The 12571-nt window shown below is 68.9% G+C and carries 15 protein-coding genes and 1 tRNA gene; 7 read left to right on the top strand and 9 right to left on the bottom strand.

The annotated features are described in order from the left end of the window. Window positions 1–18 precede the first annotated feature (18 nt). Window positions 19–92: transfer RNA gene (locus KBY96_RS02250), tRNA-Arg, on the bottom strand. Window positions 93–165: 73 nt separating this feature from the next. Between KBY96_RS02250 and KBY96_RS02245 the strand changes: the two genes are divergently transcribed. Next, on the top strand, window positions 166–1005 hold the full coding sequence (locus tag KBY96_RS02245; RefSeq protein WP_254977556.1) for a helix-turn-helix domain-containing protein: 840 nt from the start codon (window positions 166–168) through the stop codon (window positions 1003–1005). Here KBY96_RS02245 and KBY96_RS02240 read toward each other — a convergent pair. Continuing rightward, window positions 984–1226, bottom strand: coding sequence for a hypothetical protein (locus KBY96_RS02240; RefSeq protein ID WP_254977555.1), 243 nt, complete (start codon window positions 1224–1226; stop codon window positions 984–986). The genes KBY96_RS02245 and KBY96_RS02240 overlap by 22 nt on opposite strands. A 78-nt stretch (window positions 1227–1304) precedes the next feature. Continuing rightward, complete coding sequence (rsmI, locus tag KBY96_RS02235) at window positions 1305–2228, bottom strand: 16S rRNA (cytidine(1402)-2'-O)-methyltransferase (protein ID WP_254977554.1); 924 nt, start codon at window positions 2226–2228, stop codon at window positions 1305–1307. A 37-nt stretch (window positions 2229–2265) separates the two neighbouring features. Between rsmI and KBY96_RS02230 the strand changes: the two genes are divergently transcribed. Both KBY96_RS02230 and KBY96_RS02225 read left to right on the top strand, forming a co-directional pair. Next, entirely contained in the window at window positions 2266–3210 is a 945-nt protein-coding gene (locus KBY96_RS02230; protein WP_254977553.1) for a 3'(2'),5'-bisphosphate nucleotidase CysQ, read from the top strand. A gap of 123 nt (window positions 3211–3333) precedes the next feature. Then, window positions 3334–3840, top strand: coding sequence for a hypothetical protein (locus KBY96_RS02225; RefSeq protein ID WP_254977552.1), 507 nt, complete (start codon window positions 3334–3336; stop codon window positions 3838–3840). A gap of 5 nt (window positions 3841–3845) precedes the next feature. On the opposite strand, the gene KBY96_RS02220 is transcribed toward KBY96_RS02225, so the two are convergent. The 4 genes from KBY96_RS02220 to rseP form a co-directional block, all read right to left on the bottom strand. Beyond that, window positions 3846–5972 carry a polyribonucleotide nucleotidyltransferase gene (locus KBY96_RS02220; protein ID WP_254977551.1) on the bottom strand — a complete coding sequence of 709 codons (2127 nt, stop codon included), beginning with the start codon at window positions 5970–5972 and terminating at the stop codon, window positions 3846–3848. 77 nt (window positions 5973–6049) lie between these two features. Further along, window positions 6050–6352 carry a 30S ribosomal protein S14 gene (gene rpsN / locus KBY96_RS02215; RefSeq protein WP_254977550.1) on the bottom strand — a complete coding sequence of 101 codons (303 nt, stop codon included), beginning with the start codon at window positions 6350–6352 and terminating at the stop codon, window positions 6050–6052. Window positions 6353–6424: 72 nt separating this feature from the next. Further along, entirely contained in the window at window positions 6425–7066 is a 642-nt protein-coding gene (nth, locus tag KBY96_RS02210; protein WP_254977549.1) for an endonuclease III, read from the bottom strand. 16 nt (window positions 7067–7082) lie between these two features. Continuing rightward, window positions 7083–8171, bottom strand: a complete 1089-nt coding sequence (rseP, locus tag KBY96_RS02205) for an RIP metalloprotease RseP (RefSeq protein WP_254977548.1) — start codon at window positions 8169–8171, stop codon at window positions 7083–7085. Window positions 8172–8301: 130 nt separating this feature from the next. On the opposite strand from rseP, the gene KBY96_RS02200 reads away from it, so the two are divergent. The 4 genes from KBY96_RS02200 (at window position 8302) to KBY96_RS02185 (ending at window position 11049) form a co-directional block, all read left to right on the top strand. Continuing rightward, window positions 8302–8475: a hypothetical protein gene (locus tag KBY96_RS02200; RefSeq protein WP_254977547.1), complete on the top strand. Its 174-nt coding sequence runs from the start codon at window positions 8302–8304 to the stop codon at window positions 8473–8475. A gap of 170 nt (window positions 8476–8645) precedes the next feature. Then, window positions 8646–9131 (top strand): hypothetical protein, encoded by a 486-nt coding sequence (locus KBY96_RS02195; protein ID WP_254977546.1) that lies wholly within the window; start codon window positions 8646–8648, stop codon window positions 9129–9131. Next, on the top strand, window positions 9131–10096 hold the full coding sequence (locus tag KBY96_RS02190) for a hypothetical protein (RefSeq protein ID WP_254977545.1): 966 nt from the start codon (window positions 9131–9133) through the stop codon (window positions 10094–10096). Before KBY96_RS02195 ends, KBY96_RS02190 begins: the two co-directional genes overlap by 1 nt. A 44-nt stretch (window positions 10097–10140) precedes the next feature. Beyond that, window positions 10141–11049: a hypothetical protein gene (locus KBY96_RS02185; RefSeq protein WP_254977544.1), complete on the top strand. Its 909-nt coding sequence runs from the start codon at window positions 10141–10143 to the stop codon at window positions 11047–11049. 12 nt (window positions 11050–11061) lie between these two features. Here KBY96_RS02185 and KBY96_RS02180 read toward each other — a convergent pair whose 3' ends face one another. Together KBY96_RS02180 and KBY96_RS02175 are read right to left on the bottom strand one after the other, a co-directional pair. Beyond that, window positions 11062–11640 (bottom strand): hypothetical protein, encoded by a 579-nt coding sequence (locus KBY96_RS02180; RefSeq protein ID WP_254977543.1) that lies wholly within the window; start codon window positions 11638–11640, stop codon window positions 11062–11064. Then, a complete protein-coding gene (locus tag KBY96_RS02175) occupies window positions 11637–12527 on the bottom strand; it encodes a formylglycine-generating enzyme family protein (RefSeq protein WP_254977542.1) in 891 nt (296 codons plus the stop codon). Before KBY96_RS02175 ends, KBY96_RS02180 begins: the two co-directional genes overlap by 4 nt. Window positions 12528–12571: the final 44 nt, after the last annotated feature.

Raw genomic sequence — 12571 nt, 5'->3', positions numbered from 1 at the left:
CCCTGGTGTTGTCTGCAACGCCCCCTGTTGGACTTGAACCAACGACCGGCCGCTTAGAAGGCGGCTGCTCTATCCAGCTGAGCTAAGGGAGCCTGTGGTGGCATTCTGCCAAGGACCACCCGGGGCAAGGCCCTTAGAGTGACTGGCTGCGCACAGGCAACGCTGATGGCAGCCACCCGGCTTAGCGACGACCAAAAGCAGGAGATCGTGGCGCGCTACCGCGATGGGGCCAGCAGCACGGAGTTGGCGGCGGCGTTCGCCTGCAGCCCCAACACCGTGAGCCGGGTGGTGAAGGCGGCGCTGACACCGGCTGAGTACGAGCAGCTCAAGCAACAACGCCCCAGGGGTCCGCGCAGCATCACATTGATCGAGGAGGCCCCGGAAGCGTCGGCGCCCGCACCCGAGCTCCCGCCCCCTGCTCTCGCCGGGCCCGAGCCCGAGCCCGAGCCCATAGCGGCTGCGGAGCCCACAGTGGCTGCGGAGGACACCGGCTCCACCCGCTCCCGGCTGCGCGCCGAGGCCGAGGGTGACAGCGATGACGACGGCCCCGGGGTGCTGGCGATCGACGACGCCGACGATTTCGGCGACGACGCCGATCTCGAGGAGGCCCTCGACGATGACGATGACGCCGAGGAGGAGGTCTTCTTCACCGTGCCGGTGCACCTGGGCGCAGCGGTGGAGGAGCGGCGGGTGGAGTGCCGCGCCCTGAGCGAGGCCCAGCTGCCGGAAACGGCCTATGTGCTGGTGGACCGCAGCGTGGAACTGCAGCCCACCCCCCTGGGCGAGTGTCCGGATCTGGGGCCGCTGCCGGAGCAGGAGGCCGAGCGCCAGGCGCTGATGCTGTTCGTGAACCCGCGGCAGGCCAAGCGCCACTGCGGCCGCAGCCAGCGGGTGATCCTGCTGCCCGATCTGAGCCTGCTGGAGCGCACCGCTCCCTACCTGCTGGCCCAGGGCATCAGCCGGGTGGTGATCGAGGGCGGCATCTACTCCCTGCCGGGCAGCTGATCCGGCCGGCGGGCCAGCAGGGCCACGCTGCAGCCGCCGCTGATCACGCCCACCACCAGGGCCACGCCCACCAGAAACCCGGCGGGCAGCGGTGCCGTGCTGCCGCCACCGAGCCAGAGGCGCGGGCGTTGCTCGAGGTTCTGGGCGCCGAGACAGAGGATCAGCAGCAGCAGCAGCCCGCCGCCGAGGCTGGCCAGCAGCAGTCGCGCGCGCAGCAGCATGGCGCCTGGCGGGGTGAAGGGAGGCAGAGCGAGTCTGCCGCCTCCCCGGCTTCGCCTCTCCGGGGCGCCGCTGTTTGCTCAGGGCGTGTCCGGCTGGTTGCTGTGGTGCAGCAGGGCATAGAGGGCGCGGCGGCTGTGGCCGCTGTGCTCGGCCAGCTGGCGGGCGGCATCGCGGCTGCTGAGCCCGCCGGCCACCAACCGCTCCAGTTCAGCGCGCAGGGCCTCGCCATCCCAGGCCGGCGGCTGGGCGGGCGGGGCACCGCCCAGCACCAGGGTGCATTCCCCCAGCGGCGGCACCCGGCGGAAGTGCTCCAGGGCCGCGCTCACCGTGGGCCCCACCTGCTGCTCGTGGCGCTTGGTGAGCTCCCGCGCCACCCGCAACGGTCGATCGCCCAGCACCGCCAGCAGATCCTCCAGCAGCTCCAGCAGCCGGTGCGGCGCCTCGAACAGCACCAGCGTGCGCTCCTCCGTCGCCAGCTCCTGCAGTCGCGCCCTCCGCTGGCTGGCCTTGGCGGGCAGGAAGCCCTCGAAGCAGAAGCGCCCGCAGGGCAGGCCGCTGCTCACCAGGGCGGTGGTGACGGCGCTGGGGCCGGGCACGCAGATCACCTGCAGCCCGGCCTGGCGGGCGGCGGCCACCAGGGCTTCGCCGGGATCGGAGATGCCGGGCAGGCCGGCGTCGCTGATCACCGCCACCGCCTCGCCGGCGTCCAGGGCGGCCAGCAGTTCGGGGATGCGGCTGGCCTGGTTGTGCTGGTGGAAGCTGAGCAGTTTGGGCCTGCGCGGCCCGGCTTGGCCGGGCTGCTGCCCATGGCCAGGCTCGCGCGCAGGGCCGCGCAGGCCCAGCTGGTGCAGCAGCAGGCCGCTGCGGCGGGTGTCTTCGCAGGCGATGCGATCCACCCCGGCCAGCACCTGGCGGGCGCGGGGGCTGAGATCGCCGAGGTTGCCGATCGGCGTGCCCACCAGATACAACACCCCCGGCGCCGGTTCGTGCAACTGGGACACCGGGCTCCTGCACAATGCAGGCCCCAGTCTGTTGCCGATGGCTCCCGCCCCCTCCGCCGCCCTGGTGTTGCCCTCCGGCATCGCCCTGGAGGCCCTGCTCAGCGACCTGCGCCGGCTCAGCTGGGGCGCGGCCGACATCCTGCTGGCCTATGGCCGCGGCGAGCAGCCCCCCTACGGTTTCCCCAGAGCCCTGAGCGTGGATGAGGGCGGTGAGGGCCCCGTGAGCGCGGCCGATCTGGCGGTGAACCGCTGGCTGCTCGATGGCCTCGGCCAGGCCTTTCCGGAGGCCCAATGGACCCTGCTGAGCGAGGAGACCGCCAAGGAGCAGCTCACCGCCGGGGAGCCCCTGGCGGGTGACTGGCTGTGGATCCTCGATCCCCTCGATGGCACCAAGGACTTCCTGCAGGGCACCGGCGAGTACGCTGTCCATCTGGCCCTGGCCCATCGCGGCGTGCCGGTGCTGGGGGTGGTGCTGCTGCCGGAGATGGAGCAGCTGTGGCTGGGGATCACCGAGGCGCTGGCGGGCGAGCCGGGCCAGGCCTGGTGCGAGAACCGCGCCGGCGCGCGCACGCCGGTGCGCTTCAGCGGCCGGCGGGCGCTGGCTGAGCTGGTGCTGGTGGCCAGCCGCAACCACCGCGACGCCCGCCTGGAGCAGTTGCTGGCGGCCCTTGAGCTGGGCGACACCAAGGCGATCGGCAGCGTGGGCGGGAAGGTGGCCACGATCCTGCGCGGTGAAACCGACCTCTACATCTCCCTGTCGGGCAAGAGCGCCCCGAAGGACTGGGACATGGCCGCCCCCCACGCGGTGCTGGCGGCCGCCGGCGGCGCCTTCAGCCACGCCGACGGCCGGCCCCTCACCTACAACAGCGGCGACATCCGCCAGGCCGGTTGCCTGCTCGCCAGCCACGGCCCCGCCCACAGCGAACTGTGCGAGCGGGCGGCGGCGGCGATGGCCTCGATCGATCCGGGGTTTGTGGTGTGAGCGGGGTGGCTGTTGCGGTTGATGATCCGGCTTGTGCCTTGTGCCACCGCAAACTACTTTGAGGCCTGATACAAGAGAGCTGGTGCGTTTTGCATACGCTGCTGGGGGTGGCTCTCTCAAGGCATGAACGATCAACCGTTGTTCCCCAGACTTTTCGGCCTCTCTGTGTTGGCCTTGGTGCTGGGCAGCGGGTTGTTTGTGTTTGCCGAGTGGTGTGAAGAGCTGTTGATCAGTCGCCGCCTGCACAATCGACTTCAGTTATTGCATCGCTATCACCTGGCCGGCATGGACGTGCGTCCAAAGCTCATGGTCGATCCACCTGAGGAGGATGCAACAGCAGAGGAGGAGCCCACAACGCTGCTCACCGTTGTCTGGAGTGGAAAGACTGAAACACTGGGTCGTTTCAAGGGTGCTGTACGACATCCCATCTATGCCCTGCGCATGGAGTTGGTGCAGTGGCACGGATTTTCTGAGAAACAGCGGCTGGGCTGCCTGCACCTCAACACCGGCGAGGTTGCCGTGCAGGCGCGGTTCAGTGACACGATTCCAGAGCTTTGCAGCAAGGTGGCTGAAGGGTTCTCACCACCCAGAAGCGATGGGGGTGGTGAGTTGTTGGGTGTTCGGAACTGAGCGCCTCAGACCGGCAGCGGGGTGTCGGGCTGCGGCACACCGCGGAGGGTGAGGTTGATGCGGCCGCGGTTGTCGATTTCGCGCACGCGCACGGTCACCTGATCGCCCACGTTCAGCACGTCTTCCACCTTCTCCACGCGGGCTTCCGAGAGCTGGGAGATGTGGATCATCCCCTCCTTGCCGGGGAGGATCTCCACGAAGGCGCCGATGGGGATCACGCGGGTGACGCCACCGGTGAAAACCTCGCCTTCAGAGACGCGGCGGGTGAGGCCCTCGATGATCTTCTGGGCCTCTTCGGCGGCGGCGCCGTCGTGGCTGGCGATCGTCACCACACCGCCGTCCTCGATGTCGATCTTGGTGTTGGTGCGCTCGGTGATGCCCTTGATCGTGCGGCCGCCGGGGCCGATCACGGTGCCGATTAGCTCGGGATCAATCCGGAAGCTGAGCAGACGCGGGGCGTGGGGCGACATGGTGTCGCGGGGGGTGTCGATCGCCTCGAGCATCTTCTCGAGGATGTGCAGCCGGGCCGGACGGGCCTGGTTCACGGCCTCGGCCACGGTGCTCACTGCCAGGCCGGTGATCTTCATGTCCATCTGCAGGGCGGTGATGCCCTTCTCGGTGCCGGCCACCTTGAAGTCCATGTCACCGAGGAAGTCCTCGATGCCCTGGATGTCGGTCAGGATGCGCACCTCCTCGCCCTCCTTGATCAGGCCCATGGCGGCGCCGCTCACCGGCGCCTTGAGGGGCACGCCGGCATCCATCAGCGCCAGGGTGCTGCCGCACACCGAACCCATGGAGGTGGAGCCGTTGGAGCTGAGGCACTCCGACACCACGCGCAGCACGTAGGGGAAGGATTCCTTCGGCGGCAGCACGGGCACCAGGGCGCGTTCAGCCAGGGCGCCGTGGCCCACCTCGCGGCGGCCGGGGGAGCGCATCGGCTTGGTTTCACCCGTGGAGAAGGGCGGGAAGTTGTAGTGGTGCAGGTAGGTCTTGTCGCCGGACGGGTTGAGGTCGTCCATCTCCTGGGAGTCGCTCGGGGTGCCGAGGGTGGCGCAGGAGAGCACCTGGGTGAGGCCGCGCTGGAACAGGGCCGAGCCGTGCACGCGCTTGGGCAGCACACCCACGGCGGCGCTGATCGGACGCACCTGATCGAGGCCGCGACCATCCACGCGCTTGCCCTCGCTGAGGATCTGGCCGCGCATCAGCTGTTTGGTGAGGCTCTTGAAGCCGTTGCCCAGGGCCTTGCCGGCGGCGGCGGCCCGGATGGCGTCGTCGTCGGGGAGGGCGGCGATCGCCTCGCCCACCCGTTCCTTGATGGCATCGAGCTGGCTGTCGCGCTCCTCCTTGCTGAGCTCGAACTGCTTGAGCACCTCACCGATCGCCGGCGAGCACTCCTGCTCCAGGTAGGCGGGCAGGGTGGAATCCACGGCCTGCGGCTCGGGGATCACCTGCTCGATGCCGAGTTCTTGGAGCAGGGACTGCTGGGCCTTGATCAGTTCGCACACCGCTTCGTAGCCGAAGTCGATGGCTTCGATCACATCCTGCTCGGGCAGTTGGTTGGCACCGGCCTCCACCATCACCACGCCCTGGGGCGTGCCGGCCACCACCAGATCGAGCTCGCTGCGCTCGATTTCGCGGAAGCTGGGGTTGAGCACGAAGTCGTCGCCCAGCAGGCCCACCCGCACGGTGGCCATGGGGCCATAGAAGGGGATCCTGGCGAGCAGGGTGGCCATCGAGGCGCCGGTGACGGCGAGCACATCGGGCGGCACCCGCTCATCGAGCGACAGGCACATCGCCACGATCTGCAGGTCGTCGCGCAACCAGGACGGGAACAGGGGCCGCATCGGCCGGTCGATCAGGCGGCAGGTGAGCACCGCCCGCTCGGAGGGACGACCCTCGCGGCGAAAGAAGCTGCCGGGGATGCGACCGGCGGCATAGAGCCGCTCTTCGTAGTCGCAGGTGAGGGGAAGAAAGTCAATGCCAGGGCGGCCGCTGGAGCGGGTGGCGGTGACCAGAACCGAGGTATCACCACATTCCACCATCACCGATCCGCCCGCCTGAGGGGCGAATCGACCTGTGGTCAGCCGGATCTCCCGACCATCGAAGGAGACCAACTGAGTTTGTCCTTGCACGTGGGCTTATCTCTTTTTGTCAGATTTGATTCTCGCATCCGGGGGTGTCCCGCCGGGCTGGGATGGCCCGGCCGGGATCACCAGGACGACTTGACCACGCCGGGCAGCTCGCCCTTGTGGGCGCGCTCGCGCAGCTGGTTGCGGCAAAGGCCGAAGTCGCGATACACACCGCGGGGCTTGCCGGTGGCCCAGCAACGGTTGCGCACGCGGTTGGGGGCGCTGTTGCGGGGCAGGTTCTGGATCTTGCGGTGGATCTCCAGGCGCTGCATCGGATCGCTGGCGGCCTCAAAGGCGGCCTTCAGGGCGGCGCGCTTGGCGGCGAACCGCTCCACGATCTTTTTGCGCTTCACGTCGCGCGCGATCATCGACTTCTTCGCCATGCGGCTGCGGAACCTGAGGGTGCAGAGCCATCCACCATACCGTTGCGCGCGGCTGGCTCAGGGGCGGCTGGCTCAGGGGCGACTGGGACAGAGGTCGGCGATCGGGCAGGAGGGGCAGAGCGGCTTGCGGGCGTTGCACACGGCGCGGCCGTGGAAGATCAGGCGGATCGAGAGGGTTTGCCACTGGGCCTGGGGCACCAGCTTCATCAGGTCGGGCTCGATGCGGCGTGGCTCGCTGTGGCGGCTGAGGCGCAGGCGCTGGGCCAGGCGACTCACGTGAGTGTCCACGGTGACGCCGGCGTTGATGCCGTAGGCCCAGGCCAGCACCACCGAGGCGGTTTTGCGGGCCACCCCCGGCAGCACCAGCAACTCCTCCATGGTGCGCGGCACAACGCCGCCGTGGCGTTCCACGAGCAGCCGGGAGGCGGCCACGATGTTCTTGGCCTTGTTGCGGAAGAAGCCCGCTGATTTCACGTAGGGCTCCACCTCAAGGGGGGTTGCGGCGGCGGCGGCGGTGGCATCGGGGAAGCGCGCGAACAGGGCCGGGGTGATCAGGTTCACCCGTTCATCGGTGCACTGGGCCGAGAGCATGGTGGCCACCAGCAGCTCGTAGGGGGTGCGCCAGGTGAGCGAGCAGGTGGCGTGGGGGTAGAGCTCGCCGAGGCGCGCCAGGATCAGCGGCGCGCGGGTGCGGGCGCTGGGCAGGCGCGGCATGGTGCTGGCAGGGGGATCAGCGGGCGAGCAGCTGCTGCACGGCCGGCAGCTGGGAGGTGTCGCGCACGATCAGCACCAGGCTGAGGCCCACCAGGAACACGAAGCCCGACTGCATGAAGGCCATCTGCAGGCGCTCAGGCAGGGGCCGGCCGCGCAGGCCCTCGAGCAGCAGCAGCACGAACTGGCCGCCATCGAGCAGGGGCAGGGGCAGGGCGTTGAGCACCGCCAGGTTGATCGAGATCAGGGCGGTGAACAGGAACAGGCTGCTGCCGCCCTGCTGGGCGAAGGAGGCGCCCATCTCCACGATCTTCACCGGACCGCTCACCTGGCCGGCGGTTTCGCCGAAGTGGGTGATCAGGGTGAAGAAGCCGCCGGCGGTGCGGCTGAGCAGGGTGGTGAAGTCGCGGTTGGCCTGGCGGATCGGCTCCAGGGGGCCGCGGGCGGGCCGGTAGGCCTCTTCGCCGAAAGGCTGCAGCTGGGCGCCCACGCGGCCGGTGCCATCGAGATCACTGGGGGTGAGCTGGAGCTGCACCCGGCTGCCGTTGCGCTCGGCCACCAGCTCCAGCGACTGGCTGGGGGAGGCCTGGATGCGCTCCACCATCTCCATCACGGCCGTCTGGCCGCCGGCCAGGGGTTCGCCGGCGAGGCTGAGGATGCGGTCGCCGGGCTGGAGACCGGCGATGGCGGCGGGCTGGCCGCTCTGCACGCCGCTCACAAGCACGCCGGGGGTGGCGCTGAAGCCGGCGGGAATGCCCACCACGGCGCTCTGGGCCACCAGCACCAGCCAGGCCAGCAGCAGGTTGGCCAGCACACCGGCGGCGATCACCAGGGCGCGCTGGGGCAGGGGCCGGTTGGAGAGCAGGTTGGGGTCGTCCTTGGGGATCGTGCTGCCGGCCTCGTCGTCGGGGAAGGCCACGAAGCCGCCCAGGGGAATGGCCCGCAGGGCGAACTGCACGCCGCGGCGCTGGCGCTGCAGCAGCACCGGCCCGAAGCCGATCGAGAAGCTGCTCACGCGGATGCCCTGCCAGGTGGCGGCAAAGAAGTGCCCCGCCTCATGCACCACGATCAGGCCGGCGAGGATCGCCAGAGCCGCCAGAACACCCATTCAGACCGTTGTGTAGAACGTCCATTGTGGGGCCGATTCGGGTGGCGTTGCGTTCTGAGCCGATCAGGCTGGGGGTGTGATCCCGGGGGGGGGGGTGGGCGGCGCCGGCCTGTGGTGACGGACTGGATCGATGGCCTCGACCGATGGCCGCAATCGCAGTTCGCGCGTGCAGAAGGGGTGCCAGAGACGATTCGGCACTGGCGTGTTCGGGGCGGTGGCCTTTGACCTGAAAGGCGGGCTTTGTACCTGGCTGGCGATCAACGATGCGCTGGTGTCTGAGAGTGGGTCGATCACGATCATCTGAACGGATCGGGCTGGGAGTGCTGCTGTGATGCTTTCTGAACGCAGAAAAAATTTGCGCTCAGGTGCAATCCTTTCGCTTCTGGCCAAGTATTGCCGTTGGGATGCCTGATTGCGGGACTCACCATCACTTAGGTTGCACTGATCATGACCACACTTGGTGCTCGCCGATTCATGTCGATCTCCATCCTCCTGATGCTCGCGGCCTTTGCCGTTGGTGTGGTGCTGCCTTCAGCCCAGGCGCGCACTGAAGCTCCTGAAGTGCTCTACACCCTGCAAACCAGCTGTTCCTTGGCCGGTGGTGAGCCCGAGCCCTGCGTGGTTGAGGCCACGCAAACTGCGGAAGGCACCACCTATCGCCACGTGATCGGCGGGCGCGTTGAAACCGTGCGTATCAGCGATGCTCCGGTGCGCATGACTCTGTGGGATGCCGGCACGAAAACCTGGACCCCCCTCAGCAGCGCCGCCGCACGCTTCTCCACCAACACGATCTGCTTCAACGGACGCGATCTGTGTGTGGTGAATGCCAACTACCTCAACAGCGTGCGCGAAGACCGCCCCGATGCGTCTGCCGGCCGCGACCTGGTGCAGGTGCGCTTCGATGACAGCGGGCGCGTGCACCTCACCTGCTACGACGACGGCTGCAAGGAGCTGCGCTGATGAACCGCACGGCACAACGCGTCAGCCTGCTGCTCACCGGCGTGCTGGCACTGCCCAGCTGGATCACCCCGGCCCTGGCGCTCGGGGGCAGCGCAGCCGGAGCCAACCCATCCCATGGCGCCGCCCTGCTGGCGCGTGGCGGCGGTGGCATCGGCAGTGGGGGAGGCGGCAGACGGGGCAACAGTGGCTTTCAAAGCTCTGGCCCCGGCCTCAGCAGCGGCTCCAACAGGCCCAGTGGCGGCTGGAGCAGCCAGTCGAGGAGCAGCAGCGGTCCGTCGCTGGAGCGGCCCAGAGCGGCGGCGCAACCACGCGGCAGCGGCCTTGGCAGTGGCAGCCGCGACCTCAATCGCAACCAACCGAGCGGCAGTCGCCAGACGGTCAATCGCCAGACAAGCGTGCGCAGCGACAATCTCAGCCAGCGCTCCGATGTGCGCATGGAGCGCATCGACCAACGCGGTGACGTGCGCACAACCCGCATCGAAAACCGCACGGATCGGGTGGAAGACCGCTCCAGGGTGCGCCGTGACCGGGTGGACAGCCGCGGCCGCAACTACTGGGACAGCCACCCCGGCTGGGCCCGCCCGGGCTGGGGCTACGCCCGGCCCTGGAACACCGGCTGGTATGGCGGCTGGTCCAGCCCCAGCTGGGGCTGGTGGGGCCCCCGGGCGACGGCCTGGGGTGTGGCCTCCCTCACCACGGCTGCCGTGATCAATGCCGCTGTGAATGATGCCGTGAACAATCAGGTGACCTACATCGTGATTCCCAACAGCAACTTCGAGCTGATGTACGGCACCATTGCACCGGCGGGCACGGATGTGGTGAATTTTGAGGCCTTCATGGGAGAAACACGCATCACGATGCGGGCCGACTGTCGCCGGGGCACCCTCAACGGCAGCACCCCCAACACCATTGGGGAGGCTGAACTGATGAATGCGGCCTGCCAGGTAGCCTTCGGCAGCGTTTGAGCCCCGAGACCCAGCACCTCCCGAAATCCAGCCTATTCTTCTGCATGACTACAACCTTCGTGCGTGTTCTGGTAACTCGAATCCCCCTTCTGAGCGTTGCTGTGGGGGGGCTGCTGCTGGTGCAACCCTCCGGCCGCGCCGAACCCGCAGAGATCGAATCGCTTGAGGCCGAAACCCTCGAGCTGGAAACCCTTGAGGCCGAAGCTGCCACTCCGTCCCCCTGGCGCAGCACGGTGGAGCTGTATGGCTTCGCCCCGCTGAGAACCACCGGCACCACCCGGGTGCGGGGCTTCGAGGCGGATGTGGATCTCGATCTGGGCGATGTGCTCTCCGCCCTCGACTGGGCCACCTATGTGCGCGGCAGTGTGGAACGCGACCGCTGGGGACTGCTCACCGATCTCAGTTACGTGCGGCTCGGTGCCAGTGGAGCCCGCACCGGCCCCGGCGACCGGCTCACGGGCAAGGCCGAGGTGAGCAGTTCCCTGGGCATCTACGACCTGGCGGTGCGCTATCGCTTCGGCGAGCCGGAGGCCGCCGTGGCCGAAAAAGGCTCCTTCAGCCTCATCCCCTATGCGGGGGTGCGGGTGATTGCCGCCGATCTGGATGTGGACGCTCAGGTGCAGGGCACCGGGCCGCTGGGGGTGATGTTCGAGCGGGAAGGCAGTTTCGGGCGCACCTGGGCCCAGCCGCTGGTGGGCCTGCAGGGCAGCGTGTTTCTCACCCCCCGCCTGCGCGCCTTTGCCAGGGCCGACATCGGCGGCTTCGGGCTCAGCGGTGATCAGGACCTCTCCGGCAATGCCCAGGTGGGTGTGGGGTATGCCATCGGCAACAACACCAACCTGAATCTCTCCTGGCGCTACCTGGGGGTGAAGTACCGCAATGACCGCAATCCCAGCAGTGGCTTCAGCAACTACCAGAACGGCATCGAACTGGGGCTGAAGTTCTTCTTCTGAGGGCGGCGGGGTTCAGCCGTCCTGCTGGTCCTGGTTGCGGCGTCTGTCGAGGCGCACGAGATGGCTGGCCCAGGCCGGTGCGGCCAGCGACACCACCAGAATCGTGAGCGCGGTGCTGAGCCGGCTGGAGAAGGTGCGTGCCACATCCAGGCCGGAGTGCACGTAGGTGAGGGTGACGATGGCGGCGAAGACGCCGGTGGTGAGGGCGCTGGCGGAGCGGATCAGATCGCGTGGCTGCTGGTTGGGGTTGAGGTTGGCCGCGTTGCCGAACAGCTGGCCCACGATGGCGCCGGCCACCACCAGCGCCAGCACCACGAGCCCCCGCTCGCTGGCGTGGTCGGCCGGGTCGGCGGTTTTGAGCTTGTCGGCCAGCACGGTGCCGGTGCCCACCAGGGCGCCGCAGGCCAGGCCGATCACCCCCCACCACGACCCCGGGTGGCGCAGCTGGTTGCAGAAGCCGGCCCCTGCCGCCAGCACCAGGGCGCTCACCAGGGTGGCGGGCACCAGGGGGAGGCGTTGCACGATGGCGTAGCCCAGCGCCACGCCGATCAGGGTGGAGAGCAGGCGGTTGCGCTGCAGCATCTGCTTCATGGGGCCGTGCGCACGATGCAGCGGAAGCCCATGTGGCAGGTGGAGGTGTCGATGCCCTGGGCCAGGCGCGCCGCCGGGCGGTAGCGGCGGCAGTAGCTGGGGGCGCAGAGAAAGGAGCCGCCCTTCACCACCTTGCGCGGCTGCTCCCCATGCTGGGAGCGGGGATCGATGCTGGCCGCCGCGGTTGCACAGCACCCCGATGGATCCGGCTCATGGGGGCCATACCAGCTGTCGGTCCACTCCCACACGTTGCCGATCATGTCCACCAGGCCGTAGCCATTGGCTGGGTAGGCGCCCACCGGCGAGGTGCGTTCATAGCCATCAAGGCGGCTGTTGTGGTGGGGGAAGTCGCCCTGAAAGGTGTTGGCCACGGGGATGCCGCCGGGGTGGAGCTCATCCCCCCAGGCGAATTCGCAGCCCTCGCGCCCGCCCCAGCCGGCCCGCTCCCACTCCACTTCGGTGGGCAGCTGCTTGCCGCACCAGTGGGCATAGGCCAGGGCATCGGCATGGGCGATGTGCACCACCGGGTGCTGGTCGCGGCCCTTGATCGAACTGCCCGGCCCTTCCGGATGGCGCCAGTCGGCACCGCTCAGGTACTGCCACCAGCGGTAGTGATCCTGCTGACCCACCGGACCGGCGGGGGGCACGAACACGATCGAGGCCGGTTGCAGGCGTGTGGGATCGGCCCCGGGGTAGAGGGCCGGATCGGCGGGCAGCTCGGCCTGGGTGCGGTGGCCGGTGGCCTTCACGAACTTGAGGAACTGGGCGTTGGTGACCGGCGTGCGGTCGATCCAGAACCCCGCCACGGTGACCAGATGGGCCGGGGCTTCCTCGGGGTAGTGGTGATCGGAGCCGATCACACACTCCCCACCCGGCACCCAGGCCATGCCCGGAGCCGGAGGGCGCCCCGGGCCGGCGGGATGCTGAACCC

It is taken from the genome of Cyanobium sp. ATX 6A2 (assembly GCF_024346355.1).
In the GTDB taxonomy this organism is placed as follows: Bacteria; Cyanobacteriota; Cyanobacteriia; order PCC-6307; family Cyanobiaceae; genus NIES-981.
This window is presented reverse-complemented; position numbering and strand designations above follow the sequence as displayed.

Bases quoted from the DNA above. Each gene is read 5' to 3' on its own strand.
- KBY96_RS02225 (WP_254977552.1), top strand. From the start codon at position 3,334: ATGAACGATCAACCGTTGTTCCCCAGACTTTTCGGCCTCTCTGTGTTG.
- KBY96_RS02180 (WP_254977543.1), bottom strand. From the start codon at position 11,640: ATGAAGCAGATGCTGCAGCGCAACCGCCTGCTCTCCACCCTGATCGGC.
- KBY96_RS02195 (WP_254977546.1), top strand. From the start codon at position 8,646: ATGTCGATCTCCATCCTCCTGATGCTCGCGGCCTTTGCCGTTGGTGTG.
- KBY96_RS02185 (WP_254977544.1), top strand. From the start codon at position 10,141: ATGACTACAACCTTCGTGCGTGTTCTGGTAACTCGAATCCCCCTTCTG.
- KBY96_RS02240 (WP_254977555.1), bottom strand. From the start codon at position 1,226: ATGCTGCTGCGCGCGCGACTGCTGCTGGCCAGCCTCGGCGGCGGGCTG.
- KBY96_RS02175 (WP_254977542.1), bottom strand. From the start codon at position 12,527: ATGGCCTGGGTGCCGGGTGGGGAGTGTGTGATCGGCTCCGATCACCAC.
- KBY96_RS02190 (WP_254977545.1), top strand. From the start codon at position 9,131: ATGAACCGCACGGCACAACGCGTCAGCCTGCTGCTCACCGGCGTGCTG.
- KBY96_RS02230 (WP_254977553.1), top strand. From the start codon at position 2,266: ATGGCTCCCGCCCCCTCCGCCGCCCTGGTGTTGCCCTCCGGCATCGCC.
- nth (WP_254977549.1), bottom strand. From the start codon at position 7,066: ATGCCGCGCCTGCCCAGCGCCCGCACCCGCGCGCCGCTGATCCTGGCG.
- rseP (WP_254977548.1), bottom strand. From the start codon at position 8,171: ATGGGTGTTCTGGCGGCTCTGGCGATCCTCGCCGGCCTGATCGTGGTG.
- KBY96_RS02200 (WP_254977547.1), top strand. From the start codon at position 8,302: ATGGCCTCGACCGATGGCCGCAATCGCAGTTCGCGCGTGCAGAAGGGG.
- rpsN (WP_254977550.1), bottom strand. From the start codon at position 6,352: ATGGCGAAGAAGTCGATGATCGCGCGCGACGTGAAGCGCAAAAAGATC.
- KBY96_RS02245 (WP_254977556.1), top strand. From the start codon at position 166: ATGGCAGCCACCCGGCTTAGCGACGACCAAAAGCAGGAGATCGTGGCG.